This is a genomic window from Nonomuraea rosea, from assembly GCF_039539705.1.
GTDB lineage: Bacteria > Actinomycetota > Actinomycetes > Streptosporangiales > Streptosporangiaceae > Nonomuraea > Nonomuraea rosea.
The window spans coordinates 26,540-40,491 of sequence record NZ_BAABDQ010000069.1; the positions used below are offsets into that span (position 1 = coordinate 26,540).

Annotated in this window: 14 protein-coding genes and 2 pseudogenes; 10 read left to right on the plus strand and 6 right to left on the minus strand. The window is 60.3% G+C overall.

Annotated features, from left to right (window positions below; translation table 11 throughout):
* Positions 1–32 precede the first annotated feature (32 nt).
* From ABEA43_RS64780 to ABEA43_RS64800, 5 genes are all read right to left on the minus strand, one after another.
* Positions 33–950 (minus strand): NAD(P)-dependent oxidoreductase, encoded by a 918-nt coding sequence (locus ABEA43_RS64780; protein ID WP_345579878.1) that lies wholly within the window; start codon positions 948–950, stop codon positions 33–35.
* Between the two features lie 221 nt (positions 951–1,171).
* Positions 1,172–2,089: a glycosyltransferase family 2 protein gene (locus ABEA43_RS64785; protein WP_345579881.1), complete on the minus strand. Its 918-nt coding sequence runs from the start codon at positions 2,087–2,089 to the stop codon at positions 1,172–1,174.
* Complete coding sequence (locus ABEA43_RS64790; RefSeq protein ID WP_345579884.1) at positions 2,079–2,789, minus strand: glycosyltransferase family protein; 711 nt, start codon at positions 2,787–2,789, stop codon at positions 2,079–2,081. The genes ABEA43_RS64785 and ABEA43_RS64790 overlap by 11 nt, the downstream gene beginning before the upstream one ends.
* Positions 2,786–3,121: a hypothetical protein gene (locus ABEA43_RS64795; RefSeq protein ID WP_345579887.1), complete on the minus strand. Its 336-nt coding sequence runs from the start codon at positions 3,119–3,121 to the stop codon at positions 2,786–2,788. Before ABEA43_RS64795 ends, ABEA43_RS64790 begins: the two co-directional genes overlap by 4 nt.
* A complete protein-coding gene (locus ABEA43_RS64800; protein ID WP_345579891.1) occupies positions 3,118–4,251 on the minus strand; it encodes a RuBisCO large subunit C-terminal-like domain-containing protein in 1,134 nt (377 codons plus the stop codon). The genes ABEA43_RS64795 and ABEA43_RS64800 overlap by 4 nt, the downstream gene beginning before the upstream one ends.
* A gap of 29 nt (positions 4,252–4,280) precedes the next feature.
* Between ABEA43_RS64800 and ABEA43_RS64805 the strand changes: the two genes are divergently transcribed.
* The 10 genes and pseudogenes from ABEA43_RS64805 to ABEA43_RS64845 all read left to right on the plus strand — a co-directional run bounded on the left by ABEA43_RS64805 (position 4,281) and on the right by ABEA43_RS64845 (position 12,657).
* Positions 4,281–4,775, plus strand: a complete 495-nt coding sequence (locus tag ABEA43_RS64805) for a hypothetical protein (protein WP_345579894.1) — start codon at positions 4,281–4,283, stop codon at positions 4,773–4,775.
* A 680-nt stretch (positions 4,776–5,455) separates the two neighbouring features.
* Positions 5,456–5,761: a tyrosine-type recombinase/integrase gene (locus tag ABEA43_RS64810; protein ID WP_345579897.1), complete on the plus strand. Its 306-nt coding sequence runs from the start codon at positions 5,456–5,458 to the stop codon at positions 5,759–5,761.
* Positions 5,762–6,176: 415 nt separating this feature from the next.
* Positions 6,177–6,785 carry a site-specific integrase gene (locus tag ABEA43_RS64815; protein ID WP_345579900.1) on the plus strand — a complete coding sequence of 203 codons (609 nt, stop codon included), beginning with the start codon at positions 6,177–6,179 and terminating at the stop codon, positions 6,783–6,785.
* A 20-nt stretch (positions 6,786–6,805) separates the two neighbouring features.
* The gene (locus ABEA43_RS64820; RefSeq protein ID WP_345579903.1) at positions 6,806–7,153 is read left to right on the plus strand and encodes a tyrosine-type recombinase/integrase; all 348 of its coding nucleotides are present in this window, start codon (positions 6,806–6,808) and stop codon (positions 7,151–7,153) included.
* Positions 7,117–7,404: a tyrosine-type recombinase/integrase gene (locus ABEA43_RS64825; RefSeq protein ID WP_345579906.1), complete on the plus strand. Its 288-nt coding sequence runs from the start codon at positions 7,117–7,119 to the stop codon at positions 7,402–7,404. The genes ABEA43_RS64820 and ABEA43_RS64825 overlap by 37 nt, the downstream gene beginning before the upstream one ends.
* A gap of 155 nt (positions 7,405–7,559) precedes the next feature.
* Positions 7,560–7,775: pseudogene (locus ABEA43_RS68555) on the plus strand (reverse transcriptase domain-containing protein); the annotation flags it as partial.
* A gap of 89 nt (positions 7,776–7,864) precedes the next feature.
* Positions 7,865–8,047: a group II intron maturase-specific domain-containing protein gene (locus tag ABEA43_RS64830; protein ID WP_345579909.1), complete on the plus strand. Its 183-nt coding sequence runs from the start codon at positions 7,865–7,867 to the stop codon at positions 8,045–8,047.
* A gap of 967 nt (positions 8,048–9,014) precedes the next feature.
* On the plus strand, positions 9,015–10,154 hold the full coding sequence (locus tag ABEA43_RS64835) for a radical SAM protein (protein ID WP_345579912.1): 1,140 nt from the start codon (positions 9,015–9,017) through the stop codon (positions 10,152–10,154).
* 145 nt (positions 10,155–10,299) lie between these two features.
* A complete protein-coding gene (locus ABEA43_RS64840; RefSeq protein WP_345579915.1) occupies positions 10,300–11,457 on the plus strand; it encodes a glycosyltransferase family protein in 1,158 nt (385 codons plus the stop codon).
* A gap of 240 nt (positions 11,458–11,697) precedes the next feature.
* The gene (locus tag ABEA43_RS64845) at positions 11,698–12,657 is read left to right on the plus strand and encodes an NAD-dependent epimerase/dehydratase family protein (protein WP_345579918.1); all 960 of its coding nucleotides are present in this window, start codon (positions 11,698–11,700) and stop codon (positions 12,655–12,657) included.
* Positions 12,658–12,993: 336 nt separating this feature from the next.
* Here ABEA43_RS64845 and ABEA43_RS68560 read toward each other — a convergent pair.
* Positions 12,994–13,456 (minus strand): annotated as a pseudogene (locus ABEA43_RS68560) (IS30 family transposase).
* Between the last annotated feature and the right edge of the window lie 496 nt (positions 13,457–13,952).

The following is a 13,952-nucleotide window of genomic DNA, read 5'->3' on the forward strand; positions in this document are numbered from 1 at the left end:
GAAGCTAGCTGCCCTTCGTAAAAACTATCAGGTTAGTCTTTCGCATAATGCTCAAACCATCGACGTGCAAGTGCTTGTTGCAGTTTCTTATCCAGCCGATAGAGACCGGCCGCAAGGGGAGTACGAGCCAATTCCCGCGTACAGAGAAATAGCTCGGAGTAAACCAAGTCAAGGACTCCTCCGAGGATGCTCTGCTCGAGGAAATTGATCGGTCTTCCCTCGTTCAGCAAGTGCACACTGCGGCCGGCGATGAGAAAGGTTTCAACATCGTCTGTAGGCAACGTCGAAAGAGAATGATCTCGGAGTCCAGCAACGTCTATCTCAACCTGCTTTGAGCTCCCACTAGCGAGAATGACGCCGTCGCGCAGATATTGGATGTCGTGGACATCAAGTGACCGATCTCCGGAAGTGCCGACGATCACCTCCGCCCACGCCAGCAGCTCCTCGCGAGAACCGACACGGTATCCGTTGACAACCGCAGCGGCCATCCTGACCTCGTTGAGATCAAAGATTGCGACTCGGGCGCCTATTCGGCGAAGGTGTTCAGCCAGAGACGCGCCGATGCCGCCGTAGCCGAGCACGAGCACACGCCGCTCGGATAGGAGGCAGTAGAAACGACTTCTGAGTAACCCTTCAAGGCTAGTCGCGATTGCTCGACCCACTTGAATATCTTCGAGAGCCTTTAGCGGGCTGTCAGCAATGGTGAACACTGGAAGGGGGAGCCGCTCGAGTGCTTGGTAGCGCCATTGACCTTGTTTGGTATCCTCAACGATGCCGCGCACGTGTGGCACAAGCTCGGACGCCAGATCGGAGCAATAACCACCCACCTCCTGAATGACTACAGGCGCACCATTAGTGCGTGCTGCCCGCACTGCCGCGTCGACAGCGATCCTGCCGACAGATTCGATCGAGGCAGGAACGGTAAGAGGAAGATCGGCGAGCCGGGCCATCGCAGTATCTTGTGCGCTGTATGGTACGGGTATGAACTGAACAATTTCCATATGTTCGGCTAGTAGCCGAACATATGGGACGCACGTATCGAGTGCATGAGCGACAAGCACCAGGCGGCATGAACCGCTGCCCTCTCCTGCGGCAGTCTGGCGGAGAACAGGAAGGTCGCTCACCCGCTCGGAGCGACCTCCAAGCGCTGACATTGCCTCTTGAGCGCTCGTCATAGATACACCACACGATGCCGGCGAGAGCCACGGATCTGCCCAGCCACGATGCCCGCCGCCTCCACCGCAGTCACCAGGCCAGTTGCCACGCCGGACCAGTCGCCGCGTATGGCAAGCGGAAGGCCGCCCGCCGTGGAGCGCACTCCGTCGGAGAGTCGTCGCCACGGGAACGGATCGAGATACCACGAGCGCCCTGACTCGCCTCGGTAGTTCTTAAAGAGCAAGGCTTGATCCACAGCAAGATGACGGAAACGGCGGTAATGGTCGACAAGTCGGCGACGATCCTCGTGATAGATCCACGCGTTCTCTGCGATGGCAAGCTTTCCTCCGCGGAGCCCGAGCTTGTAGCAAATGTCAACATCTTCCCCGCAAATGTACTGCTCGTCGTAGCCGCCAACAGCCTGGACAGCTGCGGTCTTGAAACCCGCATTGGCCCCGGCAACATATGGGAGGTGGAGCGCGGGCAGGCGCCCCAGTGTGCTCTGACCGTCGTCTACTGTTATGCCGTACTTCTGTGTCACGGTGTCGACAGCATACTTCGCGACGCGCCCGCCAACTCCGACGAGGTCATCGGGGCCTTCAGCAATGCAAGTCGTCATAGCCTCAACCCATCCCGGCTGAGCAAAGCAGTCCGCGTCGATAGTCAAGAAGTATTTCGTGGTGACCTCCGCCAACCCGAGATTGCGCTTGATTGAAAGGCGCGGCGCAGCCGTCGTGACAAGCTTTACATTCAGAGGAAAGGACTTGATTGCCCTGCCATAGTCTTCGCGTCCTGACGAGACGACCACGACCCGGAAAAAACTAGGGTCGACTGTCTGTTCTGTGAGTGATGAGAGCGTTCGGAGGATGCGCCAGTCATCAAGGACGCAGATGACAACCGTGACGCGTGCACCATCGGTTTTCTTAGACGGCATTCAAGGCCGCCTCGAATGCGTTGTGGTCTGCAGGCACCCCGAGGGGCCAGAACTCCGATAGAAAGTACGCGAGGACCTGCCCACCCTCGGCAATAAGCGAGTTATAGAGCGGAGATACGTAGTACTCACCATTAATCGCCTGGTCAGATCCAACCGCCTCCGCCATCCGCACGAAATCCGATCCGCGTCGCCACCAATACGGCCCTGTCGTCGAGAAGGGCGTGAATGGATCTTTCTCCCGAGTCTCGGTCACCCAACCTTGTGCGTCGATGGCCGCGTATGAACATGCCGGGTCCGACGAGTATCGGACTGTGACTCCACCGTCGGCGTCACGACGTCGCATCCATGACCAGATCCATTCGAATGGCCACACAAGGTAGGAATCGCAGTCGGCGACAAGTAACTCGGTCGACGAGTCGATGAACTTGCGGGCGAGAAGCGCGGTTTGGACCGGGCCTGCAGTGCGCTGGCGAGTCGCGATCACAGTGGCGCCGGGTCGGGCAGCAAGGAGAACGTCCTGCAGGCCGAGGTCGATGTGTTCCTCGCGGATCACAAAGATGAAATTTGCTTCGGTCGGGTAGCAGTCAAGGACGACGGAGATCATCGGGCGTCCCGCCGTTGAGATGAGTGGTTTCGGCTGGGAATAGCCCGCTGAGGCGTAGCGCATACCGAATCCTGCCATGGGAAACAGGATGTTCAAGCCTGTCCTCCGTCTATAATGTATTTGTCCCCAGGCACTGATGGCACTTTTACGACAACGAGGCAGCAATCGGTGAGGAACCTCGGCTCGGCAACTTCGCCGCATTCGATCACGAATCCATCACCGGGCCCGAATCTTCGCTCATTGATAGTCAACTCGCCTTCGACTACCAGATTTATCTCCACCGCAACTGCGTGGTAGTGCGTCGGCCACTGCTCGTCCTTCTTATGTCGCTTGAGGCATACCTCGGCCGTGTCGGTGCGGAAGGCCGATGGCACGAAGTCGCCGACAAACCACCCGCCCAGCATGTCTTCTTCACGGAACGTCTTCATCGTGGACTCCCGATTCCACCCCACAGTTCGAGGGCAACGTCAAGTTCCGGTGTTGTGCCGACTGGATCGATCGCTTGGCGAAAAGCTCGAGCTCCGGCGGTGGTTCCCATCGGGTGGCCATGGATCGCTCCACCCGATGAAATCATGATGTCGTTGCCGAAACGCTCACCGAGATCACGAACCAGCCCTGGGTGCGCCCCACACGAGAAGCTGGGCAGAAGGGTGTTGAGGCCGATCCATGAACCACGCATGACGCCCAGCTTCACCTCCAGGGCTGATATCGACTCGTTGAGGTAGCCGCCCCACATCCCGACGTGGGCCATATCACATCCCATCAAGCGCACGATCTTGTAGAGCACGACCTCGGACATGGCGAAGTGACCAGTCGTCCAGACGCGGTCACCACTCTTCTGAAAGAACAGCGGAAGTTCCACCTGCTCGCGGATGGCACGGAACGTGCCGAAGCCGGACCAAACGTTTACGTGGATGGCCGACGCGCCTAGCTCGTATGCAAGCGTGGCTCGCCTCACCGCGTCGAGCGCGTCACCCGTGACACACGGCGCATAGATCGTCGGCATCCCATCGAGTGCCGTCACAACGGCGGGTACCCGGTCGGCGAGCGGGCACCACGGAGGGTCACCGAGCACCTCGTCCTCCTTGATGAAGTCAACACCGCCGTCAGCCATCTCGCGACAGACGTCCGCGAGTTCGCGGGGGGATAGGCCGAGTTTCGGTTTCACAATTCCGCCGATAAGCGGTCGATCGATGGCACCCGTCAACTGCCTGATGCCTTCGATGCCGTACCTTGGGCCGCTGAACCGTCCTGCTTCGTCGCCGAAGTCAACGTCGACGAGGCGGCATCCCTCGATGTGGTCGATGTCAACTTGGCCACCGAGTAGCACCGCCATGATGTGTGCGATGCCGTCGCTCTCCCCGAAGTTCGTCCCAGGGAACTCGACAGTGACGCGTCCGCCCTCGATATCGATGACCCGGGCTTGGTGGCGGGCGAGCAGTTCGTCGGAATCACGTAGTGCGCGGATGTCCGGATTGCCTACTGACTGCCCTACGGCGAGAGCCATGGCAGCCTTCTCAACGTCGCTCGCGTCGATCTCGTAATGGGCAGTGATCATCGAGACACCTCTGCGCTAGACTCCACCGAGTGAGAATCGTCGCGCATCGCGCAAACTTTGCTGGTCCTGGAAGCGGTGACAATCGTCGTGAAGCCGTCGACACTTGTATCGACCTGGGCTTTGAGGTGGAACTCGATGTATGGGCGGTCGGTGATCTGTTGTGGGTGGGACACGATGGACCTGTGTGGAAGTGCAATCCGGATGACCTGCGCTCTATGCCGATCCTCGCTCATGCGAAAAATATCGAGGCGGCAGCGGCGTTGGCGTCGCTTGAGGTCCCGTTCTTCTGCCTTGAACACGATCAGTTCGCTCTCTGCTCGACTGGTGAGATCTGGACGAATTATGGTGCTCCCTCCGTTACACGTTCGATCGTCTGCAGCCCTGAACTGGTTGGCGCGGACGAAACCATCGCGGGCTTCTTGGCGCGGCAGAACTCAGTGGCAGGTGTCTGCACGGACTACCCAGCCGTCTATCGCGATATGATTGCGTCGCAATTCCGCGCGCCTGAAGCACCTCAACCCTGAATGTGCATCGCACGTCTGATGGATTGCGCTGGCGTAATGCGGTTCGGTTCGAAGAATTCCCTTGCCAGGAACACAGCCATCTTGCTGCCGTAGGTGTATCTGTGGTTCATTGAATTCGGAAAGCGCCTCGGCCGCCCATCCAAAACCCTCGTTTGGCGAAACGCAATTGTGGGCCGAATATTACTCCACCGACCAGCCTGCGGGGCTGAGTAGGCTGGTCAAAAGTCTGAACAATACGCCCAGCTTTGATGAACGGCTCGGAGGCGGAGCTTGCCTTGCTGTGCAGTCATGCTCAAGGACTGAGATCGGATGGGAGTTGGCCGCAACGGCGACAACACTGGTGTCGCGAGGAGTAGAGGATCACTTCCATGACAAGATGTGAGTAAACCACGGCAGCCAATTCGATACAACATAAATCCCAACAGGTTGAACTCGTAGAGTCGGTAGTGGGTTTTTGGCGTCGTGCGCGAGGCCGGTTTGGGCCAGCATCCAAGATCTTTGGTCGCGGGCTTCTGTAAATTTGTGTCAAGTTTCACGACGCCCGGGGAAGTCGGGCTTGGGCGGCGTAGTCGTCGACGTGCCGGGTGATGGTCTTGAGCGCCGCTCGGAGCTCGGGTGGCGCTTGGGGTTGATCGGCCGCGGCGAGCGGGACGAGACGACCGGCCAGTGACTGCCCACAGGTGTTCCTGCGGCACACCGCCCCGGTGGGCCCGTTCTCCGAGCAGGACCACCTGCACCAGATGCTGGTCAAGTACGCCCGGGTGGCTCACGTCCGCCTGAGCGAGAAGCGCCGCCACGGCATGCACTCGCTGCGTCATACGCTGGCGACCCGCGTGATGGAGGAGGGTGCGCCGGTCGAGCAGATCGCCGACATTCTCGGCCACCAGTCGGTGGCCTCGACCGGTGTCTACCTGAAGTCTTCCCTGGGCCTGCTGTCCAGGTGCGCCCTGGACCCGGACGAGCCCGGAAAGCAGGTGCCGCGGTGAACGACAGCACGAACCTAAACCTGGCCGGGGCGATCACGGCGCTCGCCGCCGAAAAACGCGCAGTCGGCTACGCCTACGACGCCACGGAACGGGTGCTCGCCCGGTTCGAGGCGTTCTGCCGCGTCGAGCTCCCCGGCCTGGGAACGGTCACCCGGGCCTCGGCCGAGGCATGGATCGCCTCGGCCCGTCGGCGGGGAGTCAGGTCGGCGACCCTGCAGGGCTTGGCCGCGCCGGTCAGGGAGCTTGCTCGGTGGCTCGGCCGGCGGGGAACCAAGGCATACGTCCTGCCCGCAGGCGTGCGGCCCAGGCCAGTCCGTTACGTCCCGCACATTTACACCGACCGGGAACTGGCAGCCCTGTTGGCCAGACGGACCGCTGCCGCTACAGTTCCGAGGCCCCGTTCCGGCACCTGGTCATGCCGGTGCTGTTCGGGACGATCTGCGCCTGCGGCCTGCGCGCTTCCGAAGCCCGGCTGCTGCGCTCCGCCAACGTCGACACCGGTGCCGGGATCCTGCAGATCCCCGACGCCAAAGGGCGGCAAGGACCGGCAGGTGCCCGTCTGCGGGTCACTGCGCGAAAGGATGGCTGGCTACCGCGCGCAAGTTGCCGGGCAGCCAGGCTGGGACTGGTTCTTTTCCGGCGGCACGGCCGGCCGTTGACGACGGGCAACGTCTACAAGAACTTCCGCCGGTTCCTCTGGCAGGCCCGCATCTCCCACGGCGGCCGGGGACACGGCCCCCGCGTCCGCGACCTGCACCACCCGTTCGCGGTCAACAACCTGCGGAGGTGGTTCGCCGCTGGCGAGGACACCGCCGCACTGCTGCCGGTCCTGCAGGCCTACATGGGCCACTGTTCGATCAGCGACACCGCCTACGGCGTCTCGACTCGCAACCAGCGGCTGGCCGCGATCAGCTCCTTCTGCACGTGGATGCAGACCGAGGACCCGGCCCGGATGGCCTGCTGGCAGGACATTCTCGCCATCACCGTCAAGAAGCAGGACACCGTCCCGCCGTCGGGCACCTGACCGTCGAGCAAGCCCGGCTCTTGCTCGCCCTGCCCGATCGGTCCACCCGCCAGGGCCGGCGTGACGCGACCCTGTTCGCCACGCTCTACGACACCGGGGCCAGGGTCCAGGAACTCGCCGACCTCGCCGTCCGCGACATCCGCCTCCAGCGCCCGGCCATGGTGTCGCTGACTGGCAAGGGCCGCAAGACCCGCCACGTTCCCCAGGACGGCAGCACCATCACGCTGCTGGCCGCCTACCTCGCAGAACACCGGCTCGACGAGTCCGGACACGACGACTACCCGGTGTTCTTCAACCAGCACCGGGCCAGGCTCAGCCGCGGCGGCGTCGCATGGATCATCCGCAAATACCAGGCCCACCGCTGCTGACCGGAGCCAGTATCAGCCCGCACACCCTGCGCCACAGCAAGGCAATGCACCTTTACGAGGCAGGCGTGCCGCTGCCCTACATCCGCGACATCCTCGGCCATGTCGACCTGTCCACCACCGAGATTTACGCCAGAGCCTCGACCGAGGCGAAACGCAAGGCCCTCGAAGCCGCCTACCAGGGCATCGTCACCAGCGACCTGCCCGAATGGAACCACGACGCCAGCCTCCTCGACTGGCTCACAAACCTTTGACCCGTCACCGGAAATTATGCGCAGTGCTCGCTAGCCCCCGGCCCTCACCAGCCGCAAACGGGCCGCACTGCGCATAATCCAGCACTGCGCATAGGGTTCGGCGATTTCCCCCCGTTCTGGCGAACCTGTTCATGCACTACGCGTTCGACTCCTGACTGGAACGCGAGTTCCCGGCCGTAGAGTTCGAGCGGTTCGCCGACGACGCGGTGGTGCACTGCGCGACCAAGCGGCGGGCACGAGAAGTGCTGGCCGCGCTGGAGGCGCCTATGGCACAGGTCGGGCTGGAACTCCACCCGGCCAAGACGAAGATCGTGTACTGCAAGGACCGTAACCGCTGTCTCGATCATGAGGAGACGGCGTTCACGTTCCTGGGCTACACCTTCCGTGCCAGGAAAGCTCCGACCCGGGACAGGACGGCGATCTTCTCGGCGTCGCGATCAGCAAGGACGCCCTCAAGAAGATGGGCGCCGAGCTGCAATCCTGGCGGATCCATCTGCGCACCACCAGCGATCTGGGAGAACTGGCCCGCTGGATGGATCCGGTCCTTCGCGGCTGTATGAATTACTATGGCAAGTTCTACTGGACCGCGCTGAATGTCTTCCGCAGCGCATCAACACCTACTTGGTGCGCTGGGCGCGATTGAAGTTCAAACGGCTGCGGTCATTCAAGAAGGCCCAACGGTGGTGGACAGGGCTCCTGCAACGGCAGCCGACCCTGTTCGCACACTGGGCCTACATGACCGAGTTCTGACGGACTGGATGAGGCGAGTGGAGTGAAGAGAGATCGTCACGCTCCGTTCTGTAGGAGCCCGGAGGTGAGAATCCTCCGCACCACCCCGCGGGCTCGCCGCGCCCATAGCCCAGCAACCAACTTCCTGGCCGGCCGAGTTGGCTCCCATCTCAATGACGAAAGAAACATCAGCCCTTTGGTCGGCGAGGACCGCGGTGGAAGCACATGTTCAACTGTCCGGAAGATACACTTGAACAAGTAGCCCTGGTTTCGTTTGTGATTCGACTGCACCCAAGGCAGCTAGGGGTGTTCCGGCGTTCGCGAGAGGTGACCGCAGTCACCGGATCAGGATCATTGGGAGCGTTCAAGAGGCAGGACGTTCGCCGAGGCTAGTGACATCCGCTCGCGCGGCGGCCGGGTGCGGTCAGAACTGTCCTGGGACAGCGAAGCTGGCCCGGTAGTGGGTTGGCGACCAGGGCGGGTCGTGTTCCGACAGCCGGGCTGGCGCGCTGACCACCACCCGCAATCAACGCTCGGCCGGACCACTCGGCCGACCAATCCTTGATCACGAAAGATCAAGGCTAATCCTTCAGTCAATCCAATTGAACCACAACTCCAGCGTGCACGGACTGACCTCCAAATTCCGCGCCACCTGGGCGACAGGATCACCGGACGCCTTCACAGCACGCACGCACCGCACCCCACTTGTAACTACCCAGATCAAAGCGCTGCTGCGTAACTGCTACCACGACCAGACCCTTCCTGTTTCGGTCTCCAGGTTATAGGCCTCCCCGGGGCGTCGAGGATTGCTCGGGCATTGACATAGATAGTTGCCGTATGCTTGCCTCCTAATGGGAAACGCTTTCACCGGGAGGCAAGCAATGACTGTTCCTCTGACGCAGCGAGGAGTACTTTGGCTAGGCCTGAAGTGCGACATGCGCTGCAACTTCTGTTATGACGAACTGGTGCCTTCCGCGCTTAAGCGCTGGGTACCACTCGATGATATCAAGCTGGCGTTGATGAAGTTTCGCAACTACTATCTCAACGAGTACGTCGACTTTATGGGGGGTGAGCCCAGTTACCACCCCGATGTTCTAGAGGTCGTCCGCTACTCAGCCAGTATTGGCCTAAAACCGACGCTCGTCACGCATGGAATGCGCCTAGCTGATATAGAGTTCGCCACGGCTCTGCGCGATGCTGGCGTCCATGACTTCCTCGTATCGGTACATGCTGTCGGGGATACGCTCCACAAAATCCATCGTCGCGGCCGAGATAACTCAGCCAAGCAGCAACAGGGGCTCGACAATCTCCGCAGCCTTGGCGTGCCTTTCCGGTTCAACACTACGGTCGTCCGCGACACGCTTGCTGAGCTGCCGGTTGTCGCTGAGCTCGCGGTGCAAACCGGTGCGCGCGCAGTGAACTTCCTGACCTTCAATCCACACTTCGAGTGGGGAGGGGAAGCGCCGCCTTTCCAGGTGCAACACTCAGAAGCGGCAGTCGCTTTGAAAGAGGCGATCGACATCCTCACTGCCGGTGAGGTCGAAGCCAACGTACGCTACATGCCGTTGTGTACAATGCGTGGTTACGAGCAGCATATCTTCACCCAGTTTCAGCTACCATATGACACCCATGAGTGGGACTATAATAGCTGGTACGACACCGGCTTTGCCGGGCGACCAGACCAGGACTGGTATCTCGAGGCTTCCGAGCGACAGCGCATTCGCCACGGTTATGTACATGCAAAGCCGTGTGAGGGGTGCTCGCTTCGCGCCATCTGTGACGGCGTAAGCGAACAGTACCTTGATCGGTTCGGGGACGGAGAATTGCAACCCTACAATGGTCCGGATATCTTCAACCCGACACACTTTATCGCCGAGCAGCCCGTCATCGCGTCAGAACCATCGACACCGCCGCCCCCAATTGACGAAGCGCTAGCCTCCCCGTTGCCTCTGACACAATTCGCAGAGAAAATCGAAAACCGTGCTGGAGTAAGCGTTGAGTTCAGTCCGAAGAGACGGTAGCAGCGGTCGGCAGATCCCAAGCCGAGTACTCGTGACACTGCTCGTAGTACAGGCAGCGCGTCGCGCAGTGGCTCTGGGAAATCAGCTTCGGGCCCGCGCCTATATCCGCCAAGCGATCGATAGGCCCGCGATCCCGCCGGTCCCTATGGTGGTCATAGTGCCACTGCTAGATGAATCCGATGTCTTCGACGATAGTCTCCACTATTTTAAGGAATTCGTTGCGCGGGCGCAGGCCGAGCTCTATTTTGTGACCTCCGACCGTGAGTTCACGATCAACCAACCCGGGTCTGCGCGTGATACAGTGCGTTTGGCGGCGAGGGCAGCCGCACAGGGCTACGTCGTGCATATACACCTTTCGGATGCGGCAGCTCATAAGAGCGACCAGGTCAACTTCGCAGCGTCGGTGGCGGCGCGACAGCAAAGGCCGGCCGACGATTGCCTCGTAGTTGTTTACGATGTCGACTCGCGGCCGGAAGCGGGCTCGCTACATGCCTTTCGTTCCGCAGCGGCCAAGTACCGGTGGGTCAACGTGTTCCACCAATCGGCCCGCTTCGAGATGCGGATGACCCCGCAAACGTTCGATGAGCGCATTGCTGACGCCGGGGCGCTTCGTGCCAACCGGTTTGTCCTGTCGATGGAGCTACCCAGGCTGTTAGCGCGTCGTCCCGACGCTGGGCGGCTGCGCTCATTGCTCGCGCGCTGGACATACGGAAAGGTAACCGGCCACGGCCTGTGCGTCCGACTGCCGTTCCTCCTCCAGGTCCCGCTCCCGGCTCGACGCCCTGTTGAGGATATGCATTGGAGCTTCGTACTCGCCGCACGAGGCGAACCAGTCGTGCCTATCTCCTGTTTCGACCGTTCCGACGTTCCAGACAGGACTATTCAGCAATTCTTTCAGATGGAGCGCTGGTTTCTCGGTCCTGCCCGGGCCGTGACCTATGCACGAGACCCGCTGGTACCTCCGGGCCCCCCTCGAGTAGTATTGATCCTCGGAGCTTTGGCTGAGTCTGCCGAATGGCTGTCGGCTGTATTCGCAGTTCCTGTGGTCGTGTACTCGGCTGTTGGCAAGAGCGGCCCTCTTCGCACGCTTTTTCGCGTGTTATCGGTGATTGTCCTCGCGGAACTCGTGACAGCCGAGGCGATTCTGGGTGAGGGGCACCTCGCACGTCGCCTACAGCGCATCGCGCTATACCCATTTGCTGTTACGGGTTTCGGTGCTGCTGGCTGGCTGTCCTTGATAAACCGTGCCATCGCGCGTCCGCAACACCATAAGACTGAGCACACATTTGAGGCCGGAGGGTGATAGTCGACCATCTATGAGCCTATGGTAACCACTTTTCAGAAATCTTGATTTACTACATAGCTGCATGCTTCGAGCTAGTCTATCTGGACAAGCCGTCGAGCGCATGTATTCCCTAACTACCCCCAGCAGCAACTTCCTAAGCAACTATTCTGCAATGCCGGCAGGACGGAGGATCGTTCCACTTGGGTCCGAATATCGCTATAGAAAGGCGACGAAGTCATCACTAAGCGAATCGTAGTATTGGGTGGGGCGGGCTTTCTTGGCACTCATCTTTGTCGGCGCCTTGCCAAGGAAGGCCATGAGGTTAGCTGCATCGATAATCTTTCGACGAGCAGCCATCAGAATCTCGCAGAAATTCGGCAAACGCCGGGGATTGAATTTATCCGGCATGATATAGTAGAGCCCTTGCCACTTAGTGGTCCCATCGATATCGTGTTTCATCTTGCATCTCCCGCGAGTCCACAGGATTATCTGAGACTCCCCGTGGAAACTCTGCTAGCTGGATCCGCAGGCACGCTAAACGCACTCCAACTCGCCACCGAGAAGCGAGCGCGCTTTTTGCTGGCATCCACATCAGAAATTTACGGTGATCCATTAATTCATCCCCAGTCTGAGTCATATTTTGGCAATGTGAATAGCATTGGACCTCGGAGTGTATATGATGAAGGAAAACGCTACGCCGAGGCGCTGACCCAGGCTTATCGGAGAAAATTTGGAACCGACACCATAATTGTGCGCATCTTCAATACATACGGTCCACGCATGCGAGCGGACGACGGACGGGTTGTTCCTGCATTCATATCTCAAGCGAGTGCGGGAATTCCGCTCACCATTGCTGGCGACGGTCGACAAACTCGATCGCTTTGTTATGTAGATGATCTTATTGAAGGCATTTGCCTAGCTGCTTATTCGTCAGCAAGCGGGCCGATAAACCTCGGAAATCCTTCTGAGATATCGGTCAAAACATTGGCTGTAACAGTGAAGAAGCTCATGCGAAGCAGCTCGCCCCTGCAATTCATACCACGACCTGAAGATGATCCCGAGAGGCGTCGGCCTGACATCTGCCGCGCTGCAGCAGAGCTCGACTGGGTGCCGACGGTCGGCATTGATGACGGGCTTAGCCGAACGATCGACTGGTTTGCATCTAGCAGCAAGAGATCGGGTGATGTGGCAAAAACGTCCTTGTATGCCCTGGATTGAGAGCAGGGCCGATGCGTTCTCGGCTGGTAGGCGCATGCGGGCATGACGCGCCAGGGCCGGAGCGTTCTCATGTTGTAAGACCGAGTACGCAAGAACTGGTAGTCCGTTGAATCAAGGTGGGCGGTAGAGGTGTATGCCTTGGCCTGCGTGAACGGCGTCGAGAAGGGCTTGTAATTCAGAGGGCGGGGGCGTTTGCGACCATGCTTTCCACCAGCGTGTGAGCGCGAAGGCGGGGGTCAGCCAGCTGCGGACGTTGCGCAGGGTGTGGGGCCAGCTGGGTGTGGGTGGTGCCGATGGTCTGGGTTGCGGTGACTGGGATGTCTGCCGGCCTTAGATTTAAAGAGTCAAGGCAACACATTGGGCCGGGGTTCGGTAGCCGAGGCACTTGCGGGGGCGGTTGTTCAGTCGGGCGGCCAGGGTGTCGAGGTCGGCTTGGCTGTACAGGCTCAGATCGGTGCCTTTCGGTAGGTATTGCCGGATCAGTTTGTTGGTGTTTCTCGTTTGTGCCTCGCTGCCATGGGCTGCGCGGTGCGGCGAAGAAGACGTCGATGCCGGTGGCTTCGGTCAGCAGCTGGTGGCCGGCGAGTTCCATACCGCGGTCCCAGGTCAGGGTGCTGCGTAGGCGAGCATCCATCCGTGCGAATGCCTGCTGCAGGGCGGGGATGACCGTCGTGGTGTGACGGCTGGGTAGCGCGACCATGGTCAGGTAGCGGGATTTGCGGTCGACCAACGTGGCGACCTGGCTGTTCTTGGCTCCGATGATGAGGTCGCCTTCGAGGTGTGACAGCGGCCACGACATACGGTTCTGATCCACTTCTTGTGAAGCGATCACATGGCGTGACGTGCTGGCCCCACACCCTGCGCAACGCCCGCAGCTGGCTGACCCTCGCCATCGCGCTCACAGCTGGTGGAAAGCATGGTCGCAAGCGCCCCCACCCTCTGAGCTACAAGCCCTTCTCGACGCCGTTCACGCAGGCCAAGGCATACACCTCTACCGCCCACCTTGATTCAACCAACTACCGCTAGCGAGCATGGCCAGCCTACGCTGGGGCACACCGCCAAGCGGAGCGCGGCCGGACAGTGGTGAGTCGCGCTGATCATTGGGCTCTCTCCTGGTCGCCTACGACGTAGTCGCCTTGCAGACCGTACTTTCCGGTGGTTGGAGCACTGAAGCTCTTTCATCCCCCTGGCGGCGGGCTGCTGGTCACAGCATGATCGCGAGTCCGGTCTTCGCCTGACGACGTAAGAAACCCCTGGTAGATGGATTGATCACCACAACCAGATCCATCACAACC

Bases quoted from the DNA above. Each gene is read 5' to 3' on its own strand.
- ABEA43_RS64780 (WP_345579878.1), bottom strand. From the start codon at position 950: ATGGCCCGGCTCGCCGATCTTCCTCTTACCGTTCCTGCCTCGATCGAA.
- ABEA43_RS64785 (WP_345579881.1), bottom strand. From the start codon at position 2,089: ATGCCGTCTAAGAAAACCGATGGTGCACGCGTCACGGTTGTCATCTGC.
- ABEA43_RS64795 (WP_345579887.1), bottom strand. From the start codon at position 3,121: ATGAAGACGTTCCGTGAAGAAGACATGCTGGGCGGGTGGTTTGTCGGC.
- ABEA43_RS64800 (WP_345579891.1), bottom strand. From the start codon at position 4,251: ATGATCACTGCCCATTACGAGATCGACGCGAGCGACGTTGAGAAGGCT.
- ABEA43_RS64815 (WP_345579900.1), top strand. From the start codon at position 6,177: ATGCCGGTGCTGTTCGGGACGATCTGCGCCTGCGGCCTGCGCGCTTCC.
- ABEA43_RS64825 (WP_345579906.1), top strand. From the start codon at position 7,117: ATGGATCATCCGCAAATACCAGGCCCACCGCTGCTGACCGGAGCCAGT.
- ABEA43_RS64830 (WP_345579909.1), top strand. From the start codon at position 7,865: ATGGGCGCCGAGCTGCAATCCTGGCGGATCCATCTGCGCACCACCAGC.
- ABEA43_RS64835 (WP_345579912.1), top strand. From the start codon at position 9,015: ATGACTGTTCCTCTGACGCAGCGAGGAGTACTTTGGCTAGGCCTGAAG.
- ABEA43_RS64840 (WP_345579915.1), top strand. From the start codon at position 10,300: ATGGTGGTCATAGTGCCACTGCTAGATGAATCCGATGTCTTCGACGAT.